Source organism: Burkholderia sp. SRS-25 (assembly GCF_004343765.1).
GTDB lineage: Bacteria > Pseudomonadota > Gammaproteobacteria > Burkholderiales > Burkholderiaceae > Burkholderia > Burkholderia contaminans.
This window is the reverse complement of sequence record NZ_PTXM01000019.1, coordinates 79,446-104,530: the sequence shown is the minus strand read 5'-3', so window position 1 is coordinate 104,530 and position 25,085 is coordinate 79,446. Positions and strand designations below refer to the sequence as shown.

15 protein-coding genes are annotated in these 25,085 nt (G+C 68.1%); 4 read left to right on the top strand and 11 right to left on the bottom strand.

The genetic code is table 11. The features are described from left to right. Positions 1–294: 294 nt before the first annotated feature. The 4 genes from C5O79_RS25970 to C5O79_RS25955 all read left to right on the top strand — a co-directional run bounded on the left by C5O79_RS25970 (position 295) and on the right by C5O79_RS25955 (position 7,850). Positions 295–3,351 carry an ATP-binding protein gene (locus C5O79_RS25970; protein WP_122474715.1) on the top strand — a complete coding sequence of 1,019 codons (3,057 nt, stop codon included), beginning with the start codon at positions 295–297 and terminating at the stop codon, positions 3,349–3,351. 118 nt (positions 3,352–3,469) lie between these two features. Beyond that, complete coding sequence (locus tag C5O79_RS25965) at positions 3,470–3,649, top strand: hypothetical protein (protein WP_174242156.1); 180 nt, start codon at positions 3,470–3,472, stop codon at positions 3,647–3,649. A 398-nt stretch (positions 3,650–4,047) separates the two neighbouring features. After that, the gene (locus C5O79_RS25960) at positions 4,048–4,722 is read left to right on the top strand and encodes a response regulator (RefSeq protein WP_122474717.1); all 675 of its coding nucleotides are present in this window, start codon (positions 4,048–4,050) and stop codon (positions 4,720–4,722) included. 140 nt (positions 4,723–4,862) lie between these two features. Beyond that, on the top strand, positions 4,863–7,850 hold the full coding sequence (locus C5O79_RS25955) for a hybrid sensor histidine kinase/response regulator (RefSeq protein ID WP_122474718.1): 2,988 nt from the start codon (positions 4,863–4,865) through the stop codon (positions 7,848–7,850). Positions 7,851–8,540: 690 nt separating this feature from the next. On the opposite strand, the gene C5O79_RS25950 is transcribed toward C5O79_RS25955, so the two are convergent. The 11 genes from C5O79_RS25950 to C5O79_RS25900 all read right to left on the bottom strand — a co-directional run bounded on the left by C5O79_RS25950 (position 8,541) and on the right by C5O79_RS25900 (position 25,034). Continuing rightward, complete coding sequence (locus C5O79_RS25950) at positions 8,541–11,594, bottom strand: GLUG motif-containing protein (protein ID WP_122474719.1); 3,054 nt, start codon at positions 11,592–11,594, stop codon at positions 8,541–8,543. 173 nt (positions 11,595–11,767) lie between these two features. After that, positions 11,768–13,477: a ShlB/FhaC/HecB family hemolysin secretion/activation protein gene (locus C5O79_RS25945; RefSeq protein ID WP_122474720.1), complete on the bottom strand. Its 1,710-nt coding sequence runs from the start codon at positions 13,475–13,477 to the stop codon at positions 11,768–11,770. A gap of 261 nt (positions 13,478–13,738) precedes the next feature. Beyond that, positions 13,739–14,773, bottom strand: coding sequence for an acyltransferase (locus C5O79_RS25940; protein ID WP_122474721.1), 1,035 nt, complete (start codon positions 14,771–14,773; stop codon positions 13,739–13,741). A 7-nt stretch (positions 14,774–14,780) separates the two neighbouring features. Further along, positions 14,781–15,908: a hypothetical protein gene (locus tag C5O79_RS25935; RefSeq protein ID WP_236862361.1), complete on the bottom strand. Its 1,128-nt coding sequence runs from the start codon at positions 15,906–15,908 to the stop codon at positions 14,781–14,783. Continuing rightward, entirely contained in the window at positions 15,898–17,190 is a 1,293-nt protein-coding gene (locus C5O79_RS25930; RefSeq protein ID WP_122474722.1) for an oligosaccharide flippase family protein, read from the bottom strand. The genes C5O79_RS25935 and C5O79_RS25930 overlap by 11 nt, the downstream gene beginning before the upstream one ends. Continuing rightward, a complete protein-coding gene (locus C5O79_RS25925) occupies positions 17,184–18,392 on the bottom strand; it encodes a polysaccharide pyruvyl transferase family protein (RefSeq protein ID WP_122474723.1) in 1,209 nt (402 codons plus the stop codon). Before C5O79_RS25925 ends, C5O79_RS25930 begins: the two co-directional genes overlap by 7 nt. Next, positions 18,389–19,636, bottom strand: coding sequence for a glycosyltransferase family 4 protein (locus C5O79_RS25920; RefSeq protein ID WP_131931848.1), 1,248 nt, complete (start codon positions 19,634–19,636; stop codon positions 18,389–18,391). Before C5O79_RS25920 ends, C5O79_RS25925 begins: the two co-directional genes overlap by 4 nt. Beyond that, positions 19,633–21,927, bottom strand: a complete 2,295-nt coding sequence (locus C5O79_RS25915) for a polysaccharide biosynthesis tyrosine autokinase (protein ID WP_122474725.1) — start codon at positions 21,925–21,927, stop codon at positions 19,633–19,635. Before C5O79_RS25915 ends, C5O79_RS25920 begins: the two co-directional genes overlap by 4 nt. Continuing rightward, the gene (locus tag C5O79_RS25910) at positions 21,924–22,403 is read right to left on the bottom strand and encodes a low molecular weight protein-tyrosine-phosphatase (RefSeq protein WP_122474726.1); all 480 of its coding nucleotides are present in this window, start codon (positions 22,401–22,403) and stop codon (positions 21,924–21,926) included. Before C5O79_RS25910 ends, C5O79_RS25915 begins: the two co-directional genes overlap by 4 nt. Next, on the bottom strand, positions 22,400–23,569 hold the full coding sequence (locus C5O79_RS25905; protein ID WP_122474727.1) for a polysaccharide biosynthesis/export family protein: 1,170 nt from the start codon (positions 23,567–23,569) through the stop codon (positions 22,400–22,402). Before C5O79_RS25905 ends, C5O79_RS25910 begins: the two co-directional genes overlap by 4 nt. A gap of 52 nt (positions 23,570–23,621) precedes the next feature. Further along, positions 23,622–25,034 (bottom strand): undecaprenyl-phosphate glucose phosphotransferase, encoded by a 1,413-nt coding sequence (locus tag C5O79_RS25900; RefSeq protein WP_122474728.1) that lies wholly within the window; start codon positions 25,032–25,034, stop codon positions 23,622–23,624. Positions 25,035–25,085 lie beyond the last annotated feature (51 nt).

Below are 25,085 nucleotides of genomic sequence, written 5' to 3'. Positions count from 1 at the left end.
GGCGGTATTTCGTTTACGCGCGCTCGCGGCTACCCGTCGCAGGCCAGGCGCGCTTGTTCGATCGTCCGATCATTCCGGCATGACCGGGCGATAAATCCGCAACGAAAATTCGGTCGAGTTCAAAACAATTCACAATTCCACTCAGACGTGTACTAAATAGGTGCTTCGCGACTGATTTCCGCTGCGCCGTTTGGCATGATCGGGATACCTCCATCCCATCGGTTTTCATCGTGACGCCCATTCGGGCCGGAAATGAGCAGTATTCCGGCACCGGATTCGGCGTCGCGTCTGGTCATGGCATACAGCACGCTTCAGTCCATTCGTCGCTATCAGAGCATTTCGATGTTCGGCGGCGCCATCGTCGTGACGATCCTGATCCTGATCGCCTGCGGGCTCGGGATCGTGTCGATCGTCTACGGCTATCTGGACGGCGAGCGGCGCAATTTCCTGAACGGCGTCGAGGAAACCGTCGACGAGATTCAAGTGAGCGAAACGTCGTTCCGCAACGGCGTCGCGAATACGCAGTTGATCTGGCGTGAGCTCGGCCCGGCGCCGGCCGATGTCGTGGACGGCTTCTTCGCCAACGGCCAGCAAATGGCGATCACACCCTACCCGTCGCTCGTGGTCGGCGTGCCGGGCCAGACCGCGCAGCGCGACGAGGTCGCGCGCTACCTCGCGCTGTCGTTCATGCTGTCGCGCATCTGCGCGGCGAGCTCGCTCAATCGCGGGCGCACGCTGGAGGGCTACCACTACAGCACGCGCACGGGGCTGTTCGGCTTCGTGCCGCACCTGTCGCGCGACAACCCCGCGCTCGCGACGGCCGACGCGCGTGCGCACGTGATGGCCGCACTGCATATCGATTTTCCCCCGGTGCCGCGCGAAGCCGATGATGGCCGGCCGCGCGTGCACTGGCTGCCGCCGTACGCGAATCCCGTGACCGGGCAGTCCCGCATCCGGATCGCCGCCGAAGCGCGGGCCCATGGCCAGCCGTTCGCGGTGCTCGTGACCGAGTACGCACCCGACTACCTGCTGTCGTGGCTGGCGGGGCGCGGGTCGACCGGCGTGTTCTTCATCACGACCGCGGACAACCGGCTCATCACGATCGATCCGGACATCGAACGAACGGCTGCGCTGACCGAGCGGCTGCTGACGCTCGACGTCGCGAACGGCGGCGCGGCGGCCGGCGAGGCAGCCTTCCGCGATGGATCGATCGTGTTCAGCAGCAGGCTGGGCGCGACGGGCTGGACGATCGCCTACGCGCTGTCGTGGGCGGATGTGGCTGCCGGCGTCGGCGTGCAGGCGGGCTTGCTGGCAGGCGCGACGATGCTCGCCATCGGCGTGATGTGGCTGTTGCTCGCTCGCTTTCGCCGGCGCGTGCTGCTGCCCGTCTATGCAAGTTCGGCCCGCGTGTTCGACAGCGAGGCGCTGTGCCGCAGCGTGATCGACACGGCCCCGATCGGCCTCGGCCTGATCTCGCGCGCGGACGGTCACTTCATGCTCGTCAGTCCCGCACTCACCGAAATGATCGCGCGGCTCGGCAGCGATTACCGCACGTTGTCCACCCAGGCCGTGGCGCGCTACGAAGCGTTCGTCGCGAGCGGAGCGGCCGGCGGCACGCTGCAGACCGATTTCGTGCTGGCCGACGCGAGCGCCGGGGCGGTGCCGCTGCATCTGGAGGTGAGCGCCAGCGGCGCGCGCTATCAGGAAACCGACGTGCTGATCGTCGCGGTCGCCGACGTGACCGTCCGCCGGCAACTCGTCCGCCAGCTCGAGGACGCAGTGCGCGCGGCCGATTCGGCGAATGCGGCGAAGTCGTCGTTCCTCGCGGCGATGACGCATGAAATCCGCACGCCGCTGAACGTAATCCTCGGCAATCTCGAACTGCTCGAACGCTCCGCGCTGGACGCGTCGCAGCAGGGCCGCGTGCAGACGTTGAGGACGGCCGCGGCGGGCCTGCTCGGCCTCGTCAGCGACATCCTCGACTTCTCGAAGATCGAAGCCGGTGCAATGACGGTCGAAGCGATCGAATTCGACGTGGCCGGCGTGATCGAGCGCACGCTCGGCGCCTTCGCACCGGTCGCGAAGGCGAAGGGGTTGCCGTTGTTCTGCGAGATCGACGCGAGCGTCTCGCAGCGGATGCGCGGCGATCCCACCCGGCTCGGGCAGGTGCTCGGCAACCTGCTCAGCAACGCGATCAAGTTCACCGCCAGCGGGCACGTGTTCGTGCGCGTGTCGGTCGTCTCGACCGGTTGCGGTGGCGCCGAGCTGTCGATTGCGGTGGAGGACACCGGCATCGGTATCGCGGGTGCCGATCGGCACAAGCTGTTCAACGCGTTCTCGCAGGTCGACGCGACGATCACGCGGCGCTACGGCGGCACGGGGCTCGGGCTCGCGCTGTGCGATCGCCTTGCAGCCGCGATGGGCGGGCGCATCGACGTCGCGAGCGAGCCGGGCGCCGGCAGCTGTTTCACGGTGACGGTGCCGCTCGGGATGGCCGTCGTACCGCTCGACCTGCATCCCGTGCGCGGCAAGCGCGTGCCGCTGATCGTCGTCGCGTGCACCGAGTGGCAGCGCTTTGCGTTGCCGCACCTGCGCGCATGGGGCTTCGACGTCGACGCGTACGATCGCCCGTCGCGGGTTTCGGCCGATCGCTACGCGAGGGCCGTTGCGATCGTCGTGTTCGGCGAATCCGACAGCGGCGCGCGCCCGGCGCTCGACAGCCTGGGCGGCGACAAGCCGGTCGTGTTCGCCACGCCGGACGGCCCGCTGCAGGCTTACCGGGCGGGCACGACGATGCACGTGTCGAGTTACGCGCTCGGCGGCTTCAAGGCCGCGCTCGTGCAGGCCGTGGCCGCGGCCCGGGCCGGTGAGCCGGCCGCGCACCTGCCGGCGCTTGCGCACGCGGCGGCCGGCCGTCCGCGCACGTTGCGCGTGGTGCTTGCCGGCGTCGATTCCGTCGGCAGCACGCTCTTGCGGGAACAGCTCGACGTGCTGGGTTGCGAGGTGGCGGCGGCCGGATCCGCCGAGGCGGCGCTCGACCTGCTGGCCACCGGTGCATGGGACGCCCTGCTGCTGGATACCGGCCTGCCCGGAACGTCGGGTTGCGAGTTGGCGAGCGCGGCACGCGATCTCTGCGCAGGCTGCGGCGTGGTGGTCGTGACGTCGCATGTCGCGCCGGGCGACCGGCGCCGCTATGCCGGCGCGGGGGTCGGCTGCGTGCTGACCAAGCCGGTGACGCTCGCGCATCTGCGCGGTGCATTGGCGGGCATCACGCGGCGGCGTGGCGTGCCGGACCAAGAAGGGATACAAGAACAGGACATCGCGCAGTGCGCGCATGGCGATGCGACATGAAGCAGCGTGTTTCGCTACGGGCAGCGACGACGAGGTCCGAAGAGTGGAAGGCAGCGTGCCGCATCGGCAAGTGCGACGCAGATCAATCAGGTGAAGAGAGGGGAAGACCGTGCGCTACATGGTGAAAGTCTTCGTAATGCTGCTCGATTTTGCCACGCTTCCCGAGAAGTCCCGGAAGGATTTTCTTGGCAGGATGAATGAATTCCTGATCATGTCGCCGATGCAGAAGCGGCGCGCGGTCAGCGAATGGAAGCAGGAGGTGGAGGAACGGGGCGAATCGGGTGAGAGCGGACCATAACGATGATCCCGGCGCGGATGCACGATCGCTGCGCGACAGGATCGCAGCCGCGTGAACGACGGCGGCACCGGGGCGGCCGGGCAATGCGACGTTGCGGCCGGGGCGCCGCCGCGCGAGTGGTCGACGGCACCGCTCGCACCCGTGGCGCATGCCCGCAAGCGTAGGTTGGCCACCTTGCAGGGCGATGCGGAACACGCCCCGCGTCTGCCGAGCGGCGGGCGGCTTGCGGCCTTGACCACGTTTTATCTTAAAATCTAGGCGCGCTTGCATTCTCCGATGTGTCGAAGCGACGGGTCGAAGACGGCCTGTCGGCGGGATGGAACGGAACCGGAACGGCGGCCCGCATCCTGCGGCCGTCGACGGATGCGCGATCGAATGCCTCGGGGAGAACAGGGACGATGGATGAATTCTTTGTGCGGGTGATGGTGGCGGACGACCATCCGTCAGCCGCGATCGGGATGTCGCAGGCGCTCGCCGAGAGCAGCACGATCCGGCTCGTCGGCTCCGTGTCCAATTCGACCGATCTCGTGGCGGCGCTCGACGAGAAGCCGAGCGACGTGCTCGTCGTCGACTACGTGATGCCCGGCGGCAAATTCGGCGACGGGCTCGTGCTGCTGTCGTTCCTGCAGCGCCGTTATCCCGCGCTGCGTCTCGTGACGATCACCATGATCGACAATCCCAGCGTGCTGCATGCGATCCGCAAGCAGGGTGTCGGCTGCATCCTGAGCAAGTCGGATGCGATTTCGCATCTGGTCGGCGCGGTGCACGCGGCATATGTCGGCGCCAACTACCTGTCGCCGCATATCAAGCAGTTGCTGGAGTCGACGGGCACCTCCGATACGGCTCGCCCGCTGACGACGCGCGAAATCGAAGTGGTGCGGCTGTTCGGTTCCGGTTATACGGTTGGCGAGATCGCCACGCAGCTCCATCGCAGCAAGCAGACGATCAGTTCGCAGAAAGCCAGCGCGATGAAGAAGCTCGGCATCGCGCGCGACGCCGACCTGATCCGCTATGCGAGCGACGGCAACCTGGCCGACCCGGCAGCACCCGATGCGCCGGCCGCAAGCGAATAGCCGGCGCGCCGGCCGTCGCGATGCAGGATGCATCGACAGGCGGCCGCATGGCCAGACGGCGGGCGAGCGGGCCGGGCAGCCGGCCGGGCGCCGCATGCACCGACGGTGACTTTTTCATCCGGCACCGCCGATAACGATCCATGCCCGCAAAACTGAAACGACTTCTCGCGCACGCGGCGGCGGTGGGCCGCAAGCCGTTCGATCCCGGGCGCGTGCGGCGGCAGCAGCAGATGCTGCTGTACGGCGGCGGGTGTGCGATTACCGCGTTCATTGTCGTGTGCGCGGCGCTGGTTGTCCGGCTCGACGTCCAGGACAGCCTGGAGCGGGCCCGTTCGACGTTTCTTCAGCGCGAAACGCGGTTCTACGCAAGCCTGCAGACTGCGGACCACCTGCTGATGCTCTTCGGTACCCGCACGGAACTGCTATGGAACAAGGGCGCGCAGCCTCCGCCGGAGGCGCTCAGGGCTTTTTCGGCGGAAGGCGGCCGGTTGGCCGCCGGCAACGCCAGCGGAGAGACGCCGTTTTTCGCGATGGCCGAGGTGGCGGCGGACCGGCCGGCCGAATCCTTTGCGCGATATCTGGGTGCGGCACTCGGGCAAATCAACCGGGGCTCGCGCTACCCGCCGGGTCCGCCGGGCGCCGAGCCGATCGGGGGTTACCTGATCGGGCTCGATGGCCCGTTTCTTGGCGTGTTGGGGGCGGGGGTCGTCGCCCGTGCGCAGGCGCTGCCGCCCGATACCGACCTGCGGGCGTTGATCGACAGCCTGATGCCCATCGGCGCAACGAAGCAGAAGCCGGACATGCAGCGCGCCACATTCGTGCTCGACCGTCGCTACGACCCGATCGTCGGGCGCGACGTCGTACGGTTCGCACGGCGGCTCGACGACGCGGACGGCCGCCCGTTCGGATGGCTCGTCTTCAACGGCCGGTTCCGTCTCGACGACACCATGTCGCCGCAGTCCGACGACGAGGACGTCGCCGTCCTGGATGCGCGTGGCCGTGTCGTGTTCGGGCGGCTGCGCGATCCGGAATCGATCGCGCGAGCGATGGCCGATGCGGGTGCGCAGTCCGGCAAGCATGTCGTCGTACGCAGGGTCGGCATGCGGTTTGCGATCGTGGACAGCCTGCCCGATACCAGCCTGACCATCGCGACGACCTTCTCGTGGCGAAGTGTGGCAAGGGCAACCGCGGTCGGCGTGAGCGCGACGCTCGCGGCTGCGTTGCTTGCCGTCTCGATGCTGTGGATCGCGATCGTGACGTTCGATCGCCGGGCGCTGCGCCCCGCACACCGGCGCGCGATCCGTCTGATCGAAAGCGAGGCGTTCAACCGGACGTTGATTCGCACCGCACCGGCCGGCCTGCTGCTGCTATCGGCGGCCGATGGCGAAACGATGGTGCGCAACGACGCCGCGCTCGCGTACGACGACGGCGCGTCGGGGCTCCCGCTCGGCAAGCGTATCTGGCAGGCCTGCCGCGAGCGACAACAGGCCGGCGCGGACGGGCGGCGCTTCATGATGCAGCAGGAACTGGCGGTCGAGCGCGACGGTCACGACACCACATATCTCGCGGCGCATGTCGTCCGCACCAAGTTCCGCGGTGTCGACGTGCTGCTCTGCATGCTGACCGACGTCACGGCGCGCCGGCTGACCGAGGACAAGCTGCGCGAGGCGCGCGTGGCCGCGGACGACGCCAACAAGGCGAAATCGACGTTCCTCGCGACGATGAGCCACGAGATCCGCACGCCGCTCAATGCGATCGTCGGCAACCTGGAGCTGATGGAGCGGGCCGAATTGCCGGCGGTCGAGCGGCAGCGCCTGAAGACGATCGTGTCGTCATCGGATGCACTGCTGCGCGTAATCAACGACGTGCTCGACCTGTCGAAGGCCGAATCGAACCAGATGGCGCTGGAGCAGATCCCGTTCGATCTGAGGCGCGTGCTGCAGGACGTCACGGCGATTTTCCGGCCGCTCGCGGAAGCGAAAGGGTTGACGCTCGAGTGCGATGCCGCGGCCGAACTGGCGGACGGCCATGTCGGCGATCCGACGCGGTTGCGGCAGCTCGTGTCGAACCTCTTGGGCAATGCGATCAAGTTCACGGAGCGTGGCGGGATTGCCATCGACGCACGGCGCGTGCGCGGCGGCGCCGGTGAGGTCGAGATCGCCGTGCGCGATACGGGTGTCGGTATTCCAGAGGACGCGTTGCCGACGCTGTTCGACGTCTACATGCAGGCCGATGCATCGATCTATCGCCGTTTCGGCGGCACCGGGCTTGGATTGCCGCTGTGCCGGCGCATTGCGCGATTGATGCACGGCGAGCTGACGGTCGAGAGCCGGGAAGGTGCGGGTTCGACGTTCGTGGCAACGTTGCCGCTGCCCGCTGCGCCAGCCGGCTGGCGCAGCGCCGAACCCGAACCGGATATGGCGCTCGCGCCGCAGCAACGCGACGACGTGCAGCCGCTGCGCGTGCTGGTGGCTGAAGATCATCCGGCGAGCCGCGCACTGCTGCGGGATCAGCTCGACGCACTCGGTCACGACGCGACGATCGTCGAGAACGGTGTCGAGGCGATGCGCGCGTACTTCGAGCACCCGTTCGACGTGGTGCTGACCGACCTGAGCATGCCGCAGCTCGACGGCTTCGCATTGGCGAATTTCCTGCGTGAGCAGGGGGCAACGGTGCCGGTGATCGCGATGACCGCGCATGCGACCGATGACGATCGCCGCCGCTGTGCGCAGGTCGGGGTGGCGGAAGTCGTACTCAAGCCGTTGTCGATCGATGCGCTCGAGGCGGTGTTGCGGCGGCACGGGACGCGTGGCGCGGGAGGGGCGGTCCAGCCGGCTGATTCCGGCGGTTCGGCGCCGCCGGCGATGACCGACGAGATCCGCGAGAAATTGCGGGCCGCGACGCTGCAGTCGCTTGCGGTGATCGACGATGCGCTGTCGCGCGGCCACGCTGACCCGCTCCGGATTGAACTGCACTCGATGCGGGGCGGCTTCGCGCTGGCCGGCAATACTGACGCAAGGGATGCCTGTGCAGCCATGGAGCGGATCGTGAACGAGGGCGGAGCCGAGGCGCTCAGGGATCGATGGGCCGCGTTCCGGAGTGAAATGGTGCGGCAACTCGAATGCTGACCCCGGGCGCGGCCGCTCGGTGCTTGGGCCAAGTCTGGCCTGAGGCCACGCGTGGACGGGCTACTGTTCACTCATCGTGAAAGTCGCGACGGCACCAGTGCTTTCCGCTGTCATGTTGCCGGTCCGGACTGAGTGTGCGGTGAGAGGCATGTTGACCCCCTGGTTGCCGGTTTCCGTAACGAATCGTTGATTCGGATTGCCGGCTGCGCTCGAGTCCGTGCCGTAGAAGACTGGCGTCGACTGATTCATGATCCGTACGCCGGCGCCTTTCGCCGCGGAACCGGGAGGTAGGCTCGCACTTCGGCTCGCGTACCGGCATGGGTCGCGTCGGTCAGCGTGATGAACATCCGGGTCGTTGCGCCCTGGGTGCCGTCCGCGCACTGCAGATTGATCGCGAAGTTCCGAGCAGGCCCGACGCCATTTCGGGTAAGGTTTGCTATCGCGATGCTGCCCATCGGAACGTTGATCTTCCTCGTACTGACCGCGCAACTCGAGACCAGCGGCATGAAGGCGACGGATCCGCTCAAGCGCACGAGGATCGTGACCTGGCCGTGACTGCCAGGCGTCATCTGCCCGATACCGCCGCTCAGGGGCCGGCGGCTTCGATGAAGTCGCCGGCCGTTGTTTTTTTGGCGCCCGCTCGAAACGAGCGAGCGCTGTTGTGCCGACCCCAACGGGTTCAACTAGCCCTTATCGAGCGACGGGACCGTAATACCATTGCCCGTTGATCTTGCCGATACTCATACCGACCATGTAATACGGTTGGGCGGCACCTTCAACCGAGCTGGTTTCGATGCTGCCGGTGTTGTTGTTGTACCCGACCAGGGTGCCCCAGGAACGCCCACCGTAAATCGTCGATGCGGGATCGATACGGCTGCTCGACTTCGACGCGCGGATCGTGCCGGCGTTTTCGCCGACGAGGCCGCCCAGGGACGCATAGGTGCCAGCAATCGTGCCGGTGGACAACGTGTTGTCGATGACAGCACCCTGATCGTTCAGCCCCACCAAGCCGCCGACGGTCGATAAGTTCGCCGTGACATTGCCGGTCGCTTCCGCTTGGCGCACGATTGCGCGGTCGCCTTGGTTCGTGCCGACCAGTCCGCCGACGCGGCTGTTGTTACCGGCCGTCACGTTCCCGGTGGCTTGCACGGTGTCCACCACCCCCGTGTTCAGGCCGACGAGTCCGCCGACATCGCTCGCGTCGCCTGCACGGACCGGGCCATGCGCGCTTGCGTTCGATACGGTGCCCAGGTTCGTGCCGACGAGCCCGCCTGCATGACTGTTGCGGCCGGCGGTTACCGTGGCCGCTGCATACGCGTTGCGAATCGTGCCGCCGTTCCTGCCCGCCAGGCCGCCGACATGGCCGCTGGCAAGATCCGTGACGTCGCCGTCCGATTTCACTCCGTCCAGCGTGCCGCTTGCGTTGTCGCCGATGAAGCCACCGATGGCGAGTGCGCCGTTGGCCGAAACCAGGCCGGATGCGGACGCGTTTGCGATCGTGCCGCTGTCCCGGATTTTGCCGGCAAAGCCGCCGACATAGCTGCCCTTGCCTGCCGTGACCGTGGCGTTGGCCGACGCGTCGCGAATCGTGCCGAAGTTGACGCCGACAAAGCCGCCGGTGCTCGTATTCTCGCGGCCGGACACGCGCCCGCGACTCGACGAGCGAACGATCAGGCCATCGTTCATGCCGACGAGCCCGCCGGCGCTCTGGAGTTCAGGGCTGTAGGGGCCATCGAAGGGGAAGACGGTGCGGCCGGACAAGGTGACGTCGCCGGAAGCCGTGCTGTCGGCGATCGTGCCGGCGTTGGCGCCGACCAGGCCGCCGACGGAAAGCGTGTTCCCGGTACCCGCGACGCGCCCGGAAAAGTTCGCGCGATCAATCGTGCCGAGGTTCCGGCCGACGAGGCCGCCCATCATGACCACTTCCTTCCCGTTATACGCGACGCTCATGTTTTTCGCGGCGACATTGGTGATGCGTCCGCTCATGTTGTCGCCGACGAGGCCGCCGACGAACCGTGCGCCGGCGGCCGACGTGCCGTCGACCGTCAGCGAATCGAGCGTCAGGTTCGCAAGGTAGCCGGTGCTTTGCCCGAACAGGCCGACGTTCGTGCCGGTGTTGGTGATCGACAGGCGGCTGATCGTGTTGCCGAGGCCGTCGAATACGCCGGTGAACGTGCCGCTGCCGCCGATGCTGCGGAAGTTCGCGTTCGCGCCGTCGATCGTGTTGCCGATCACGTAGCGGCCGCCGAGGTTCGCATCGACGTTACGCAGGTCGGCGAGGGTATGGAGCACCTTGTAGTCCTCGCCGTTCGAACGGAACGACGCGTTGTCACCGGACAGCGTGACGGCAGCACCGTTGTTCACCGTATGGCCGTTCTTCGAATCGAACTCGAGGTGCGCGTTGCGGCCGGTGAGCTTGACCGCATCGTTGATGCGGATCTTGTCGGCGGCGTTGACGTTCAGGCTCGCGTTCGCGCCGGCGGCGGACACCGTTTGCTGCAGATCGACGTTGCCCTTCCGCGACGTGAGCGTGAGCGAGCGATCGCTGTTCCATGCGACCGGGCCGCCGACCCTCAGGTCGCCGTGCGTGTCGGTCAGCGCGACGTTGGTGGTGCCGAGGTTGTTCGACAGCGTGTCGCCGTCGATCGATGTGCCGGCCGGATCAAGGCTGTCTGCGTTGTTGTTCGCAACGCCCGCGTTGGCGGCTTCGATGGTCCAGGTGCCGGCGGTATTGCCTGCGCGCGTGTCGACCGTCGTGCCGCGTGCAACGCGAACCTGTTCGCCGCGAGTGAGAATCGAGCCGGCCGGTGCGTCGGCTTCGGCTGCGCTCGCGTCGAGCTTGCCGCCGACGAGGACGGTGCCGCCATCGAGCGTGATCTTGCCGGCGCGGCTGGCGAGGCCCTTGGCTTCGATCGTGCCGGTGTTGTTCACCACGGCATTGAGCAGGTCGCCCACCGCACGCGCGGTCATCAGTACTTCACCGCCGTCGGCCTTCAGCAGACCGCCGTTGGTGGCCTGCGCATCGACCGCGCCGCCTTCGACCTGCAGGCTGAGCATGTCGTTGCCGTCGAAGTTGACCTTGAACGTGTTGCCGGCGCCGAGTGCGACGCGGCCCATCTTCGCCTGGATCACGCCGTTGTTGGACACACGCGCGCCGAGCAGCGCGACGCTGCCGCCGTCGGCGGCGGTGATGCGGCCGTCGTTGACGATGGAGGCGGTGGAGTTACCCGAGAAGCGGTAGTTGCCGGCGAGGAAATCGGCGTCGGCGATGTTCTGCGTGGAAGCGACGAGGCCGCCGACGTTGATCTGTGCGCCGGAGCCGAACAGCACGCCGTTCGGGTTGACGAGGAAGACCTTGCCGTTGGCGTCGAGCTGGCCGTGAATCTGGCTGCCGTTGTTGCCGACCACGCGGTTCAGCGCGATCGACGTGGTGCCGGGTTGATAGAACGACACGCGCTCGCCGCCGGCGATGTTGAAGTCGTTCCAGTTGGTGATCAGCTTGTCGGTGTGCTGGTTGATGAGCATCGACTTGCCGTCTGCGTCGCGCAGGATATCGGCCTTGCCGGCGGTGATGTTCTCGCCGGAGGGCAGCGCGAAGGCGGGCAGGCTGACGACGCCGAGCAGCGAGAGTGCGGCGGCGGCGCGCTTGGCGCTGCCGGGCTTGGCACGGCGGCGTGCGGTTTCCCCGACCGCGCTCCAGCATCCCTGGGTCTGGTTCCAGACCAGTGCGTAGGTCTTGTTCATGTTTCTTTCCTGTGGAAAAAGTACTGGAGTATCGTTTCGCATTGGTACGTATACCTAACGAAACGGCTAAGACGGAAACGTGTGACTTGCACGCTTCCGACAGTGCGAGCAACTACGCTGCCCGCGCTACTTACGGCCTTGCCATGCCCGGCGGGCCGCTCGTCGTATGCCGCTCAGAAATACTGGGCGGCCTGCAGCCAGACACTCGGTGAGCGCGTGGGCGACGCGACCTGATCGGTGTAGCCGACCGGCAGCGCGGCGGTGACGCTGACTTGATGACGCGAGCCGTACCAGCTCGCGCCGATACCGAGCGACGACAATTGCACGGTATTGCGTTCGCGCGACCAGCGCTGCTTGCTGAGCTGGATGCGGCCCGTGTCGGCGAACGTGCTCAGTTGCCAGCCGGGCGCGACCAGATAGCGCAGTTCGGCGGTGGCCTGCCAGCCCTGGTCGCCGCTGCCGGCGCCGAGTGCGAACGCGCGCACGCCATACGGTCCGCCGAGATTGAATTTTTCCGAAGAGTCGAGGTTGCGCGACGACAGTTGCGCACTGAATTGCGTGTAGAGCTGGAATCGCGAACCGAGCGCCTGCAGCCGCAGCGCGTTGATGTTCAGTTTCGCGAACTGCCCGAGGGTATGGACGTAGTAGTTCATATCGAGCGGATCATTGCTGCTCAAATGCCCGATGCCGACGGTCGCGGAGAAGCCGGTGCGGCCGCCGCCGCCGAAATCGTCCTGGCGGTTGCCGCTCACGCCGAACGACCACAGATCGACGGTCTTGTCGCTGACCACGTCGAATACGCCGTACACGTCGCGCAAGTGCTTGTTTTCGTAGGTCACCTGGGCATCGACGCTGGTGCGCCGGTTGCGCACCAGCGGCTGCGTGACGAACGCGGAGCGGACGTCCGCTCCGCCGTGGTAGCGAAGCTCCTTCAGGCTGCCGCCGATCCGGTAGTTCATGTCGGAATACGCGATACCGACGCGCGTGGACGCGGGTCCGACCGGCACCTGATACGACGCGCGGTAGTAGCGCTGGTTCGTATTGCTCGTCAGGCCGCGCAGCGAGAAGCGGTCACCCAGGCGCAGCGGCGCGTTGACGTCGATGCTGCCCGTCGCGCGGTAGCGGCCGGTCAGCGGATCGCCGAAGTTGTCGAATTCGACCGAGCCGGTGGCGAAGCGACTGCGTTCGGCATCGATCACGAGATCGGTCGTGCCGGGGTCGGCGCCGGGCCGCAGCGTGCCCTTCGCATCGACGCCGGGCATCTCGTTCAGCAGCATGAGGCTGCGCTCGAGACGGTTGCCGCTGACGATCTCCCCGGGCTGCAGCGACGCAAGCGGCTGACGCAGCGCGCGATCCATTACGCGTGTGCGGTTGTGCAGCTCGAGCTGCCCGTAGCGGCCTTCGACGACGGCGATGCGCACGACGCCGTGTTCGATGTCCTGGCGAGGCAGATAGGCGCGGGCGAGCACGTAGCCGTGTTCGCGGTAGTACGTCGTGATTCTCCCGGCGGCCTGTTGAAGATCGCCGAAGCTCAGCTCGCGGCCGACAAGATCGACGAGTAGTGCGTCGAGCCGTGCGGCGGGAATGGCCGCATTGCCTTCGATGGCAAATGCGCTGACCGGAATGCGTGGGCCCTCAGCCGTGGCAGGCGAAGGCGCTTCGTCGGGTGGCGGCATCGCGAGATCGGGCTCGGTGGGAGCGGGCAGTGTCGGGCGGAGTGTCTCGACATCGCGCAGCGACTGTCCCGCATTCGGCACCTGGGCTTGCGCATGGGCGATACCGTGAAGCGATAGCGCGAGGCCGGCCAGGCACACGATGCGTAACCGGCCTGATCGCCTTTCGGCGATGGGTTCGAAGCGGAGGAACTGGCGGGCACGGCGCATGGCCGCTCGCTTGGCGGGAAGAAAAGCGGGTACTGGCGCCTGCATCGGGGGCGTCCCGGGCTCGGCGTCGAGGGAGCGGATGAAGGGGATTTTCGGCCTCGATCGGTTGTGCTGTTCGGCCGACGCGTGGTCTCTCGCTTCGGCCGTTTGAGATGCCGACGATGGTACGAAATGGTTCCGGAGATGAATATGGAACAAGTACGAGTGGCTCGTTCCCTTTATTCATTTTTGTCAGATTATTCGATGCAATCGGATCGGCGTTCAAGACGCCGATGCACGACGCGTCGGTGGCAGCCATCGCTTCAACGCAGCAAGCATCGGCCGTTCGATCCACGCATGACAGGCACAGCCGCATGCGCAGACGACGGCCAGCGTCGCGAGCACGGCCGCCAGGCCCAGCCCCGTGCCGGCATCGAGGCGCACGCCGACGATCTTGCTCGCAGCGCCGATCACATACGGATGCAGCAAATAGATCGAATAGCTCGCATCGCCGAGACGGGCGAGCATCGCGCTCCCGATGGTCCAGCCCCGCAGGTCGAGCGCGACCGCGGCGACGATCAGTACACAGGCCGGCACGCCCCACCAGAACACACGCTCAAAGCCCGCCGGGATACCGGACAGGGTGGCGGCGAGCGGTATCGTCGCGAGCGCTGCCGCGGCCGCCGTGAGCCACGCGAAGCGCGGAAGACGGGCGGCGATGCCCGTTTCCAGCAGGCGGCTGGCGAGCACGCCAAGCCCGAATTCGAGCACGAACGGCTGGCCGAGATGAGTCGCGACGTCGCCTGCCGGGCCGCCGGCGGCCACGTACGCGCAGAACAGCGCAAGCGCGAGCGCCGCGAACGTCGTTGCATGGCGCGCGCGGACGAACCACATCGATCCGGCGATGACGAGGTAGAACAGCATCTCGTACTCGAGCGTCCAGCCGTTGAGGTTCAGCGGCCCCCAATGGCCGTTCTCCTTCACGTACGGCACGAAAAGCAGCGACTTGACGAGATAGCCGAGGCCGGCCGTCGTCGAATTCAGCCATTGGGGTTTCATGATCGCGATCGCGAACACGCCGAGCGTGGTCAGCCAGTAGAGCGGCACGATCCGGATCAGGCGCCTGCGCAGGAAGTCGCGCCCCTCGCGCGGCGCGACGACGGACATGATGAAGCCGCTGATGACGAAGAATATGTCGACGCCGGCCTGCCCGAACGGAAGCACGCCCATGTGATAGCCGACGACGGCGAGCGCCGCGAAGGCGCGCGCGCACTGAAGATTCCGGAATATGCCGGAATGGAGGGGGATGGTCTGCATGTCGGGTTCAGCGGGTGATGGTCTTGTGTTGCGTGCGGGCGAGATTCGACGTGGCAGGAACGCCTGGTTGCCGCGTGCCCTTCGTCGCGGGATCGCGCTTCGGCCGGTGTCGGCCGGCACGCGAGTCGAATCCCGCGAACTGAAGCGCGCACAGCAGGGCGACACTGGAAAGATGGCGCGTATAGCTGCCGAGATCGGGTTCGAACAGCATCGAAACGGCGACGTGACCGATGACGACGCAGGCGAGCAGGTCGTGGGCCGGATGCGTGCCATGCCGTGCACGACGCCACACGGCGGCCAGCGCGATCCACACGAACAGTTGCATCGCGAGTTCCTTCGGGCCGATGTCGAACAGCAGCGGCAGGTTCAACCGCAGCACCGCGTACGCATAGTTCGCGCAAAAGGCGATGAACGAATCGGGCGTGAACGGGTTGTAGAAGCTCGTGCGCGCGCCGAACGGCGAGCCATAGGCGAGATAGTCGGCCGCCATGTCGCGAGGGTGCTGGAGCAGGTAGTACACGTCCGGCGGCAGCAGGAACAGCGCGATCGCGGCCGCGCCGATCAGCAACGTCTTGCCGCGCGACGACACGTGCCGGAACAGGAACGCGGCCAGCGCGATCGCGAGAATCAGCGCAAAGTAGCTGCGCACGACGGCGGCGTAGCCGGCATAGAGCGCAACGACGGCCACGAAGGTCCAGGCGGTCGAGCGACGCTGCGCGATACGTGCCAGCACGAGCGCAATCAGCACGACGAGCGTGTCCTTGCTGGCGACGAACAGGTTGAAGAACACGCAAGGCGCGAGCAGCACGACGGTCGCGGCCAGCGACCCGAGGCGGCGGCTCTCGCCGACGATCCGCCAGATGAACGCCGTGCCGATTGCGGCAACGAACAGCGACGCGCCGGCCGGGCCGAGCAGCGCATAGAATTTCGCGATCGCGTCGAACGACGTGCCCTCGTAGGTGCTGCCGCCGCCGATCTGGCTCTGGATCTTCTCCGCGTCGCGGAACACGAACTCGGGCAGGAACGTGCCGGCCTTGGCGTAGACGATCCAGTAGACGAACACGATCATCGCGCCGACGGCGCGCGTCACGCCGCGGCTCAGTGCCGGGCCGCCGGCAATCAGGTTACGCAGCATGCGGGGCAGCCTCCGTGCTTGCGGCCGCACGCGACCGCCCGGTGCGCGCGACGATCAGCGCCAGCGCGGCGACGATGCCGGCGCTTGCCGTGAGATGGGCGATGGCCGCCCCCAGCGCGCCGGCGTGGACGATCAGGCTCGACGCAAGCGGCAGATACGACAGCGCGAGCGTAATCATCGATACCATCACGACGAAGCCGGTACGCAGCGCGATCGCGGCCGTCCACAGCACGTCCGCCGCGCCGCGCAGCACGAACGACACGAGCAGTATCGCGAGCAGCGCGAACTGGCCGGTGTCCCCCGGCGCGTGCGCGAGCGCGAACAGGTCGCGATGCAGCGCGACGATCGCGGCCGCCACGATCGAGGTGACGACCACGCTGGCTACCGTCGCGCGCACGACGAGCCGGGAGAACGTGCGCGGCGCGTCGGCCAGCACGCGCACGAAGCGCGGGCCTGCCGCCACGACGACGGTCGAGAACGCGAGCGCCTGGATCGCATTGGCGATCGACCACGCGAACACGTACCGGCCGAGTGCATCGGCGCTCAGGTGCTCGCCGCCGACGAATCGCTCCGCGTATTGCAGCGACGAGAGGACGATACCTCCCACGTAGAACGGCAACCCGTGCCGCCAGACCGACAGCACACCGCGCTCGCGCACGGCCGGTGCGCGAGCGGCCCGCGGGCTCCCGCACGCCGGGCGCGCAACCGCGCCGATACGCCACAGCGAAAGCGCGACGACGCACGCATTGGCCGCGAACCACAGCGCGAAAACCGATTCGATCGACCGCAGAATGCCGACCAGCAACCCCGCTCCCGCGATGCCGGCCCACGCGCCGGTCCGCACGAACAGCAGCAGCGAGCCGACGCGCGGGCGATGCAGCGAGAACAGCCAGCCATTCGCTTCGAATGCCGCATGCTCGGACAGCGCGACGAGCAGCACGCACCACGCGAGCCGCGTCGGCAGGCCGAGGCGGGCGAGCAGGGCTGCGTCGCCGTGGGCCGTCGCAATGGCGAGCGTCGCGACGAGCAACAGGTAGAGCCCGCCGTACGCGATGCAGAGCGTGCGCATCGCGCCGAACGCGGGCAGCGGATCGGATTCGCTGAGCCGCCGGTTGAGTTCGGGGCTGAAGCCGAGGCCGAGCAGTTTCGAGGCGATCACCGCGGCGGCGACCGCGAGCCCGTACGCGGCGACCGCGTCGAAGCCGAGCGTGCGCGCGACGATGATCGCGAGCGCGAATTTCAGGCCGAGCGCCAGGCTGCGCAGGAGCAGGCGTATCAGCATGGCGCGACCTCGTCGGCTTCGGCGTGCGTTTCGATGTCGGAGCCGCAATGGTCACGATGGGCCGCGCGCAACGTGTCGATCACGCGTGCGCGTGCGGCACGGATGCGCGCAAAGCCGCCCTGCGCGGCATGCCAGAACGCCTCGGTCGCGCCGGGGGCGAGGATCGTCCGGCAGACGCGCGCCGGATCGAAATCCGCACCGTTGACGACCCAGTCGCCGAGCTTCATGTCCGCATACGCGCCGAAGCCCTTGCGCTCGTAGCTGACGTGGAAGGCGGGTACGCCGTGCAGGATAGATTCGAGCGCGCCGTGCAGGCGAACGGATACCGTGAGGTCCGGCCGGTCGGCTTCGAGGAGCGTCTTGAGCGGCGTCAGCGGTTCCTGGATGCCGAGGCCGCGGTAGTACGCGGGATCGTCGTTGCCGCGTCCCGTGCTTTGCACCGCAAAGCTGACCCGGCACGTCGCGCGTACCTGCTCGACCAGCCGCGCGATCGACGCGTCGTAGCGTGCGCGTCGCTTCGCGCTCCAGGCGGGGGCGCGACGCAGCACGAACGCGACATGGCGGGCGGTATCGCTCGTCGGCAGGGCGTGCCGAAGGATGGCCTCGCTGCGATGCCCGAAGTCGAGCACGGCGAGATCGGGTGCACGCCGCGTATTGGGATTCGCGGCGAGGAAGGCGGCGGAACGGTCGTCGCGCACGAATACCGAATCGAACGCGCCGAGCAGCGATTGCAGATGCGTTCCGACGGCGCTCGAGGACAGCACCGGGCCGATGCTTTGCGGCAGATAGACGGCGGGCTTGCCGGAGACGCGCGCGGCCCGCATTTGCAGCAGGTGGCCGGCTTCGAGCTTGAGCGCTTCGATGGCCGTGCGTGCGCGCAGGTAGCCGCCGCCGACGCCGACGATCAGGTCGACTTCGTCGAGCAGGCTGCGCAGTGCTTTCAACCGGCCATTGATTCGCACGGGCAGCGCGGCAGCGGCCGCACCGACCAGCCGGTGGGTGCCGCGTTCCGCGAGCACAGGGGCAGCGCATACGTCGTCGTACGCCGGGAACGAGGCCGGATCGGCCGCGACGATCGACACGCGGACGGCATCGCCGAAGGCCTCCCGGAGCAAGTCGACGGACAGGTCGACCAGCAGGCCGTCACCGGAGTTGCGGGCGCTGTAAGCGTGCAGCAGCGCGACGTGAATGGGGCGCGTCATGCCGGGCCTCGTCGGGAAAGGGTGTGATAGAGGTCGAGCGTGTGCGCGACCATCGTCTCGGCCGAGAAGTGACCGAAGGCCGCCGCGCAGTTCGCTCGCATCGCGTCGCATGCGGCCGGATCGCCGGCAAGCGCGACGATCGCGCGGGCGAAGCGCGTCGTGTCGTCTTCGTTCGGCACGACGACGCCGATGCCGTGCGCGTCGATCAGCTCGGTCGCGCCGGACACCTGCGTGGCGACGATCGGCACGCGCGCAGCCATCGCTTCGAGGCATACGTATGGAAAGCCTTCGTAGCGGCTCGGCAACGCGAACAGGTCGAATGCGGAGAAATAGCGGCTCGCGTGGTTCACGCGGCCGACGACGTGAAGATTCGGCGGCAGATCGTCGGCCTCGTCGCCGGCCGCCGCGATGAAGTCGCCGGAACCGATTGCGACGATCTGCACGGTGCGGCCGCATTGGCGATACACGCCGCGCGCGATTCGCACGAGACGGTCGATGCCTTTCTGATGGTCGAAGCGCCCGACGAAGCCGACGACGCGTGCATCGCGCGCGATACCGAGCGCACGTCGTGCCGCTTCGCGCGGTATCGGTGCGGGCGGCCGGACGCCGTTGACGATCGTCTCGATCCGCGCGGCAGGGATGCCGAGCGTTTCGTTCAGGTGTTGGGCCTCGTCATGCGAGACGGCGACGATCCGGTGCGTGCACAGGCGGCCGAGCAGCCGCTCGACCGTTCCGTAGAAACGGCGCTGGCGCGCGCCCAGGGTCGGGTTGAGCGTATAGACCGCATGCGGCGTATACACCTGCCGCCACGGCCCCGAGCACAGGCGCGCGATCGCGCCGGCTTTCGAGCTGTGGCTGTGCACGATGTCGGGGCGGATGCGCAGCAGGTGGCGATAGACGTGGGCGACCGCGAGCGCGTCGCGCCAGCCGACCGCGCGCTGCATCGGCACCGCATGCACGCTGGCGCAGCGCGACAGCACGCGCGCATCGAGGATCGTCGCGTCGAAGCGCGGGCCGTGCGGCACGATCAGGTGCAGTTCGATGCCGTCGGTGGCGCCCAGTCCGTCGATCAGGTCGGCGAGATGGACGGCCACGCCGCCGCCTGCGGCTTCGACGACGAGCGCGATGCGCAGGCGCGCCGCACGGGCCGGGGCAGGCCGGGCGCGAAATTCGGTCGTGGCGGAAGCGCTCGACGGCGCCGTATCGCGTATCGCGACGCGTTCGAGGTGACGGGTATCGCTCATCGCGGCTCTCCCCGGCGGCGGGACACGAGCGCGCGCAGCATGCGGCCGACCGACGATGCCAGGCCGCAACGCGTCGGCGCGTAACGGTACTGCTTATAGCGATAGGCGCCGTAGCGCGAGCTGTACCGGCCGACGTGCGGATCGATGCCGTTGAGCAGCACGCCGCTCGCGGCGACGCCGTTGTGCGCGAGACGCCGCACGGATTCGTCCAGTTCGGCGACGCGTGTCGAGGCGGCGCGCGCCGTGAGCAGCACGGTGCCGGCATGGCGGCCGAGCGTGACCGCGTCGGTCACCGCGAGAATCGGTGCCGCGTCGATCACGACGACGTCGTAGTGGGCCGACAGCAAGCCGAGCAGTTCGGCCACGCGCGCGTCGTCAAGCAGCTCGGACGGATGCGCGGGCACTGCGCCGGTCGGGATGAAGTCGAGGCGCGGCACCACGTCGCGGCAGATCACGTCGGCCGGCGCAGCCGTGCCCGACAGCAGCTCGGCGAAGCCGCGCTCGCGCGGGACACCGAACGATTCGTGCAGGTGGCCCTTGCGCAGGTCGCCGTCGACGAGCAGTACGCGCTCGCCATTGGCCGTGAGCAGCGCCGCGAAGTTGGCGGCGACGAACGACTTGCCCGCGCCCGGCGCAGGGCCGGTCAGCAGCAGCACGTTGTTGCGCGCGCCCTGCATCGCGAAGCGCAGCGCGGTGCGCAGGCTCCGCAGGCTTTCCACGGCCGGATCGTGCGGGTGCCGCGCGCTCAGCAGGTTGGGCCCCGGTGCATGCTGCGCGATGCGCCGCGCCATCTGCCGCTGGGCCGCCGAGTCGGGAATCGTTGCGTAGACGTCGATGTCGAGATGCCGTTCGATCTCGTCCGCATGGCGGATGCCGCCGAACAGGAAGTCGCGCGCAAAGGCGAGCGCGATGCCGAACGCGAGCCCGATCAGCGCGGCCGCCGCGATCACGACGGGCCGCCTCGGGCGTACCGGATCCTCGGGCACGATCGCCGTATCGACCAGCCGCACGCTGCCGGTCTTGCCGGCCTTCACCAGTTCGAGCTGCTGCGTGTTCGCGAGCAGCGCCGTATAGAGATCGGTGTCGACCTTCACGTCGAGCATCAGCCGCACGGCGTTCTGCTGCAGGTCGGGCAGCCGTCGCACCTGATGCTCGAAGCCGCGCTGCTCGCGGCCGAGCGTGGCGATCTGCGCGTCGAGCGCGACCATGTCGGGGTGGCCCGGTGCAAAGCGCGTGGCCATCTCGTCGCGCTTTTGCTGCAGCTCGAGGCGGCGCGTTGTCGCGTCGGCCGTCTGCTGCAGGATCAGCTTCGCTTCCTCGGTCAGGTCGATCGTGCCGTTCGCGTTGCGCATGTCGGTGTAGCGCTGTTCCGCTTCCTGCAGCTGGCGCTTGAGCACGGGCAGCTGTGCGTTGAGGAACGCGAGCGACTGCGCCGCGTCGGCGGACTTGCGCTCGATGTGCTGGCGCACGTAGTGGTTCGCGACCGCCTGAAGCTGCGACTGGATCCGGTGCGGATCGGGGCCGCGCAGCGTCGCGACGATCATGCCCGACTGCTTGATCTTTTCCTGGACCTCGAGGCCGCGTCGCAGCGCGTCGATCGTCTCGGCACGCGATTCGCGCACGAGCGTGAAGCGGGTGGCCGGATTCGCGTCGATGTGCGCGACGTCGAGTGCGATCGGGCCGTTCTTGGTCGGGAAGGTTTCCAAGTGCCCGATGCGGCCGGTGACGTCCGACGGCAGTGCGGGCCCGGTCAGCCGGTAGCGCTGGCCGTCGAGCAGCGTCAGTTCGAAGCGCTCGCCTTCGAGCGGCCTCGGCACGTCGAAGCGCGCGACCCCGATCGCTTCCTCGCCCCATGCGTAACCGCCGAAACCGAGGAGGCCCGGGTGCGCGAGGCCGGTGTTGAAGCGCGACACGAAATTGCCGACCAGCGGAAAGCGCTTCGGCTGCACGACGATGTAGCTGCGCAATTCGTCGACGACACGCGTGACGACGAGCCGCGACGCGAGAATCTGCGCTTCGGCCGCCGCGCTCGACTTGATGTCGAACAGCGACGACACGTCGCCGAGCATGCTTTTCGCGGCGGACGTGTCGCCGCTGTCCTCGACCTGGAGCAGGATGTCGGCCTGGTATTGCGGCGGCGCGAGAAACGCGTACAGCGTGCCGGCGCCGACGCAGGCGGCGGTTGCCAGCGCGATCAGCCAGCGTTGGGCGGCGAGCACGTCGACGACACCGGCGAGGTCGAGCTCGGCGTCGCGATCGTGCGATCGCTCGCGGGAAACGGAAGAGGTCATCGATTCGGTCCGGAAAGCGGGTTGGAGGGGCCGGCGGCCGGCGCAATGCGCGCGCACCACGCGTCGACGCCGCGCTCGATGAGCCGCAGGCTGTGTTCGAACGACGCGCGCGGGCCGAGATACGGGTCGGGGATGTCGAAGCCACGAGCGGCGCCGCCGAGCCGGAACACGCGGCCGCACAGGAACGGGTGGCGGCGTTCGAGCCAGCGCTTCTGCTCGAGATCCATCGTCAGGATCAGGTCGGCGCGCACGACTTGCCGGGACGACACTTGGCGTGCGCGGTGCGGGGCGAGGTCGAGGCCGCGCTCGCGCATCAGGTCGATGGCGTGCGGGTCGGCGGGGTGGCCGTCGAGTGCGCCGATGCCGGCCGACTGCACGTCGACCTCGGGCAGGCGTGCGCCGAGCAGCGCCTGCGCCATCGGGCTGCGGCAGACGTTGCCGACGCACACGACGAGCAGCGTGGCGATGGCGCTCATTTGACGGCGAGCGCCGCGGCGGCGCTGGTGCTGACGCCAGGCAGCAGCAGGCTCAGCACGCGGCTGAAGCGCACCAGGCCGTTGCCGTCGACGTAGACGATGTCCTTCGGTTGCAGCGCGAACTGGTTGGCGAGCACCATCGACACCGGCGAGCGCGCGTCGAGGTGGAACACCTGCGGGTCGCCCGTCTGCGAGCCGCGAATCACGAACATCTGCGCGGCGTCGGCGGTATTCGCGTTTACGCTGCCGGCCTGCGACAGCGCGTCGGACAGCGTCAGCCGGCCGTCGCGCAGCGGCAGCGCGAGCGACGGCTTGTTCACCTCGCCCATCACGTACACGCCGTAGTCGCTGCGCGCCGGCACGTGCAGCAGGTCGCCGGCCGACAGCACGACGTCGGCCGGATTGCGGCCGTCGCGCAGCATGCGCGTCAGGTCGAGCGGATAGGACACGCCGTTGCGCACGAGCGTCATGCGGCTCTGGTCGGCGGCCGTGCCGAGCCCGCCCGCGCGGCCGAGCGCTTCGTAGAGCGTCATCGGCACGTCGTTGACGGGCTGTGCACCCGGCGTGCGGACTTCGCCGTCGATATAGACCTGCTGCGAGCGGAACGACGCGACGCGCAGCGTCACTTGCGGATTGCGATAGACGCGCGACAGCGCGGCGGCGATACGGGCCTGCGCGGCGTCGGCCGTGAGACCGGCGACCGGCACGCTGCCGGCGAACGGGAACGCCACGTTGCCGTGCGGATCGACGACGAAGCCGGCGACCGGGTCGGCCGCGCGCGGCGCGTTCTGCTGCGCGGCGCCTTGTGCGGCAGCGAGTTCGGGGTGATCCCAGACGGTGATCTGCAGCACGTCGCCGGGGCCGAGGCGGTAAGCGCCGGGCGCGGCTGTCGGCGGGCCGGGCGGCAGGTTCTGCTGCTGCACGGCCTGTGCGTCGAGCTGGCGAATCAGGCTGGCATCGATCGTCGTGATCCGGAACGGAAGGGCACTCCCGTTGGCGTTTGCGTGTCCGGCGGCCTGGCCGCCGGTGGTGGCGGGCGGGGCGCTCATCTGCATGCCGGGTGCGAATGCACAGGCCGACAGTGCGACGCTGACCGCTGCGGCGAGCAGCGTGCGCACGCGGCAGGGACGTGCGGATCCAGCCCGCTCGATCATGGCGGAAGTCATCAGTCATCCTTATCGTGATGCGGCGACGCGCGTTGGCGGCGCCGCGTGCGTATCAGTACGCGTTGCGGTGCGACCAGCCGCGCAGGGCGGTAGCCAGGACGATGCGCATGTCGAGGGCGAACGACCAGTTGCGCAGGTAGTGGAGATCGGCTTCGACGCGGCGCTGCATTTTTTCGACGCGGTCGGTTTCGCCGCGCAGGCCGTTGATCTGCGCCCATCCGGTGATGCCGGGCTTGACGCGGTAGCGGTGGATGTAGCCGTCGACGATCTTCCGGTAGAGGTCGTCGTGTTCGAGCGCGTGCGGGCGCGGGCCGACGACCGACATCTCGCCGCGCAGCACGTTGAGGAATTGCGGCAACTCGTCGAGGCTCGTGCGGCGCAGGAACGCACCGACCCGCGTGATGCGCGGATCGCCGCGCGTCGCCTGGCACACTTCGCTGCCCGCGTCGTGCAGCCGCATCGTGCGGAACTTGAAGATCGTGAACGCCCGGCCGTCGGCGCCCTTGCGCTGCTGGCGGAACAGCACGGGGCCGTTCGACGACAGCCGGACCGCCGCCGCAATCGCGAGGAGCAGCGGCGCCAGGCCGACGAGGACGGTGGCTGCGAACACGCGATCGAAGATTGCCTTGTGCAGCAGCGCGCGCGACGACAGCGGCGACGCGACCAGGTTGATCGCCGGTGCACCGACGAGGTCGATCATCTCGCCGTCGAACATCGCGAGCTTGCTGACATCGGGCATGAAGCGGATGTTGACGAGATCGTCGCGGAACACGTCGAGCACGGCCATCACGACGCGCGCCTCGCCGATCGGCAGCGCGAGCCAGACTTCGGGAATCGCGTGGGCGCGGACATGCCGGGCGAACGTATCGAGATCGGAAAAGCACGGTATGCCGTCGGGGCTCGTGGTGTCGGCGCCGGCGATATCGAACATCGCTGCCGCGCGGAATCCGGCCGACGGCGCACCGGCGATGCGGTCGAGGACGGCGTCGCGATGGGCGCCGGTGCCGACGATCGCGACGAGGCGGTCGCTTTCCTGCGGCCGGCCGATCCGTTCGAGTGTCGTGCCGGCGACGACGCGCGACGCGACGAGCGCGATGCCGCTCGTCACCGTCCAGAGCAGGTACCAGGGCAGCGGGATGGCCAGGGTTGGCGCGAGCACCCGCATCACGAGCGCTGCGCCGGCCTGCGCGGCCAGCCACGCGAACGCGGTGAGCAGCGCGGTGCGGTGCGTGGGGGTGTGGGCCGGCGCATGGTAGAGGCGGAATGCGGGAAACAGCATCAGCGCAAAGGTCGCCGCGCAGGCGACGGCGGCCAGTTCGGACAACCGGTCGACGTCCTGGCCAGGCAACACGAGCGCGGCGGCCAGCGCGCCGAACGAGATCAGTGCGACGTCAGCGATACGCGCGATCAGGCCGCCTGCGGCGCGCGCTGCATGCGTGTGCCGTGGTTCGAATGAAATATCCATATACCCCTCTGCTGCCGTTCTGATTTAAAAGGACGCCCGTCGGCCCGATTG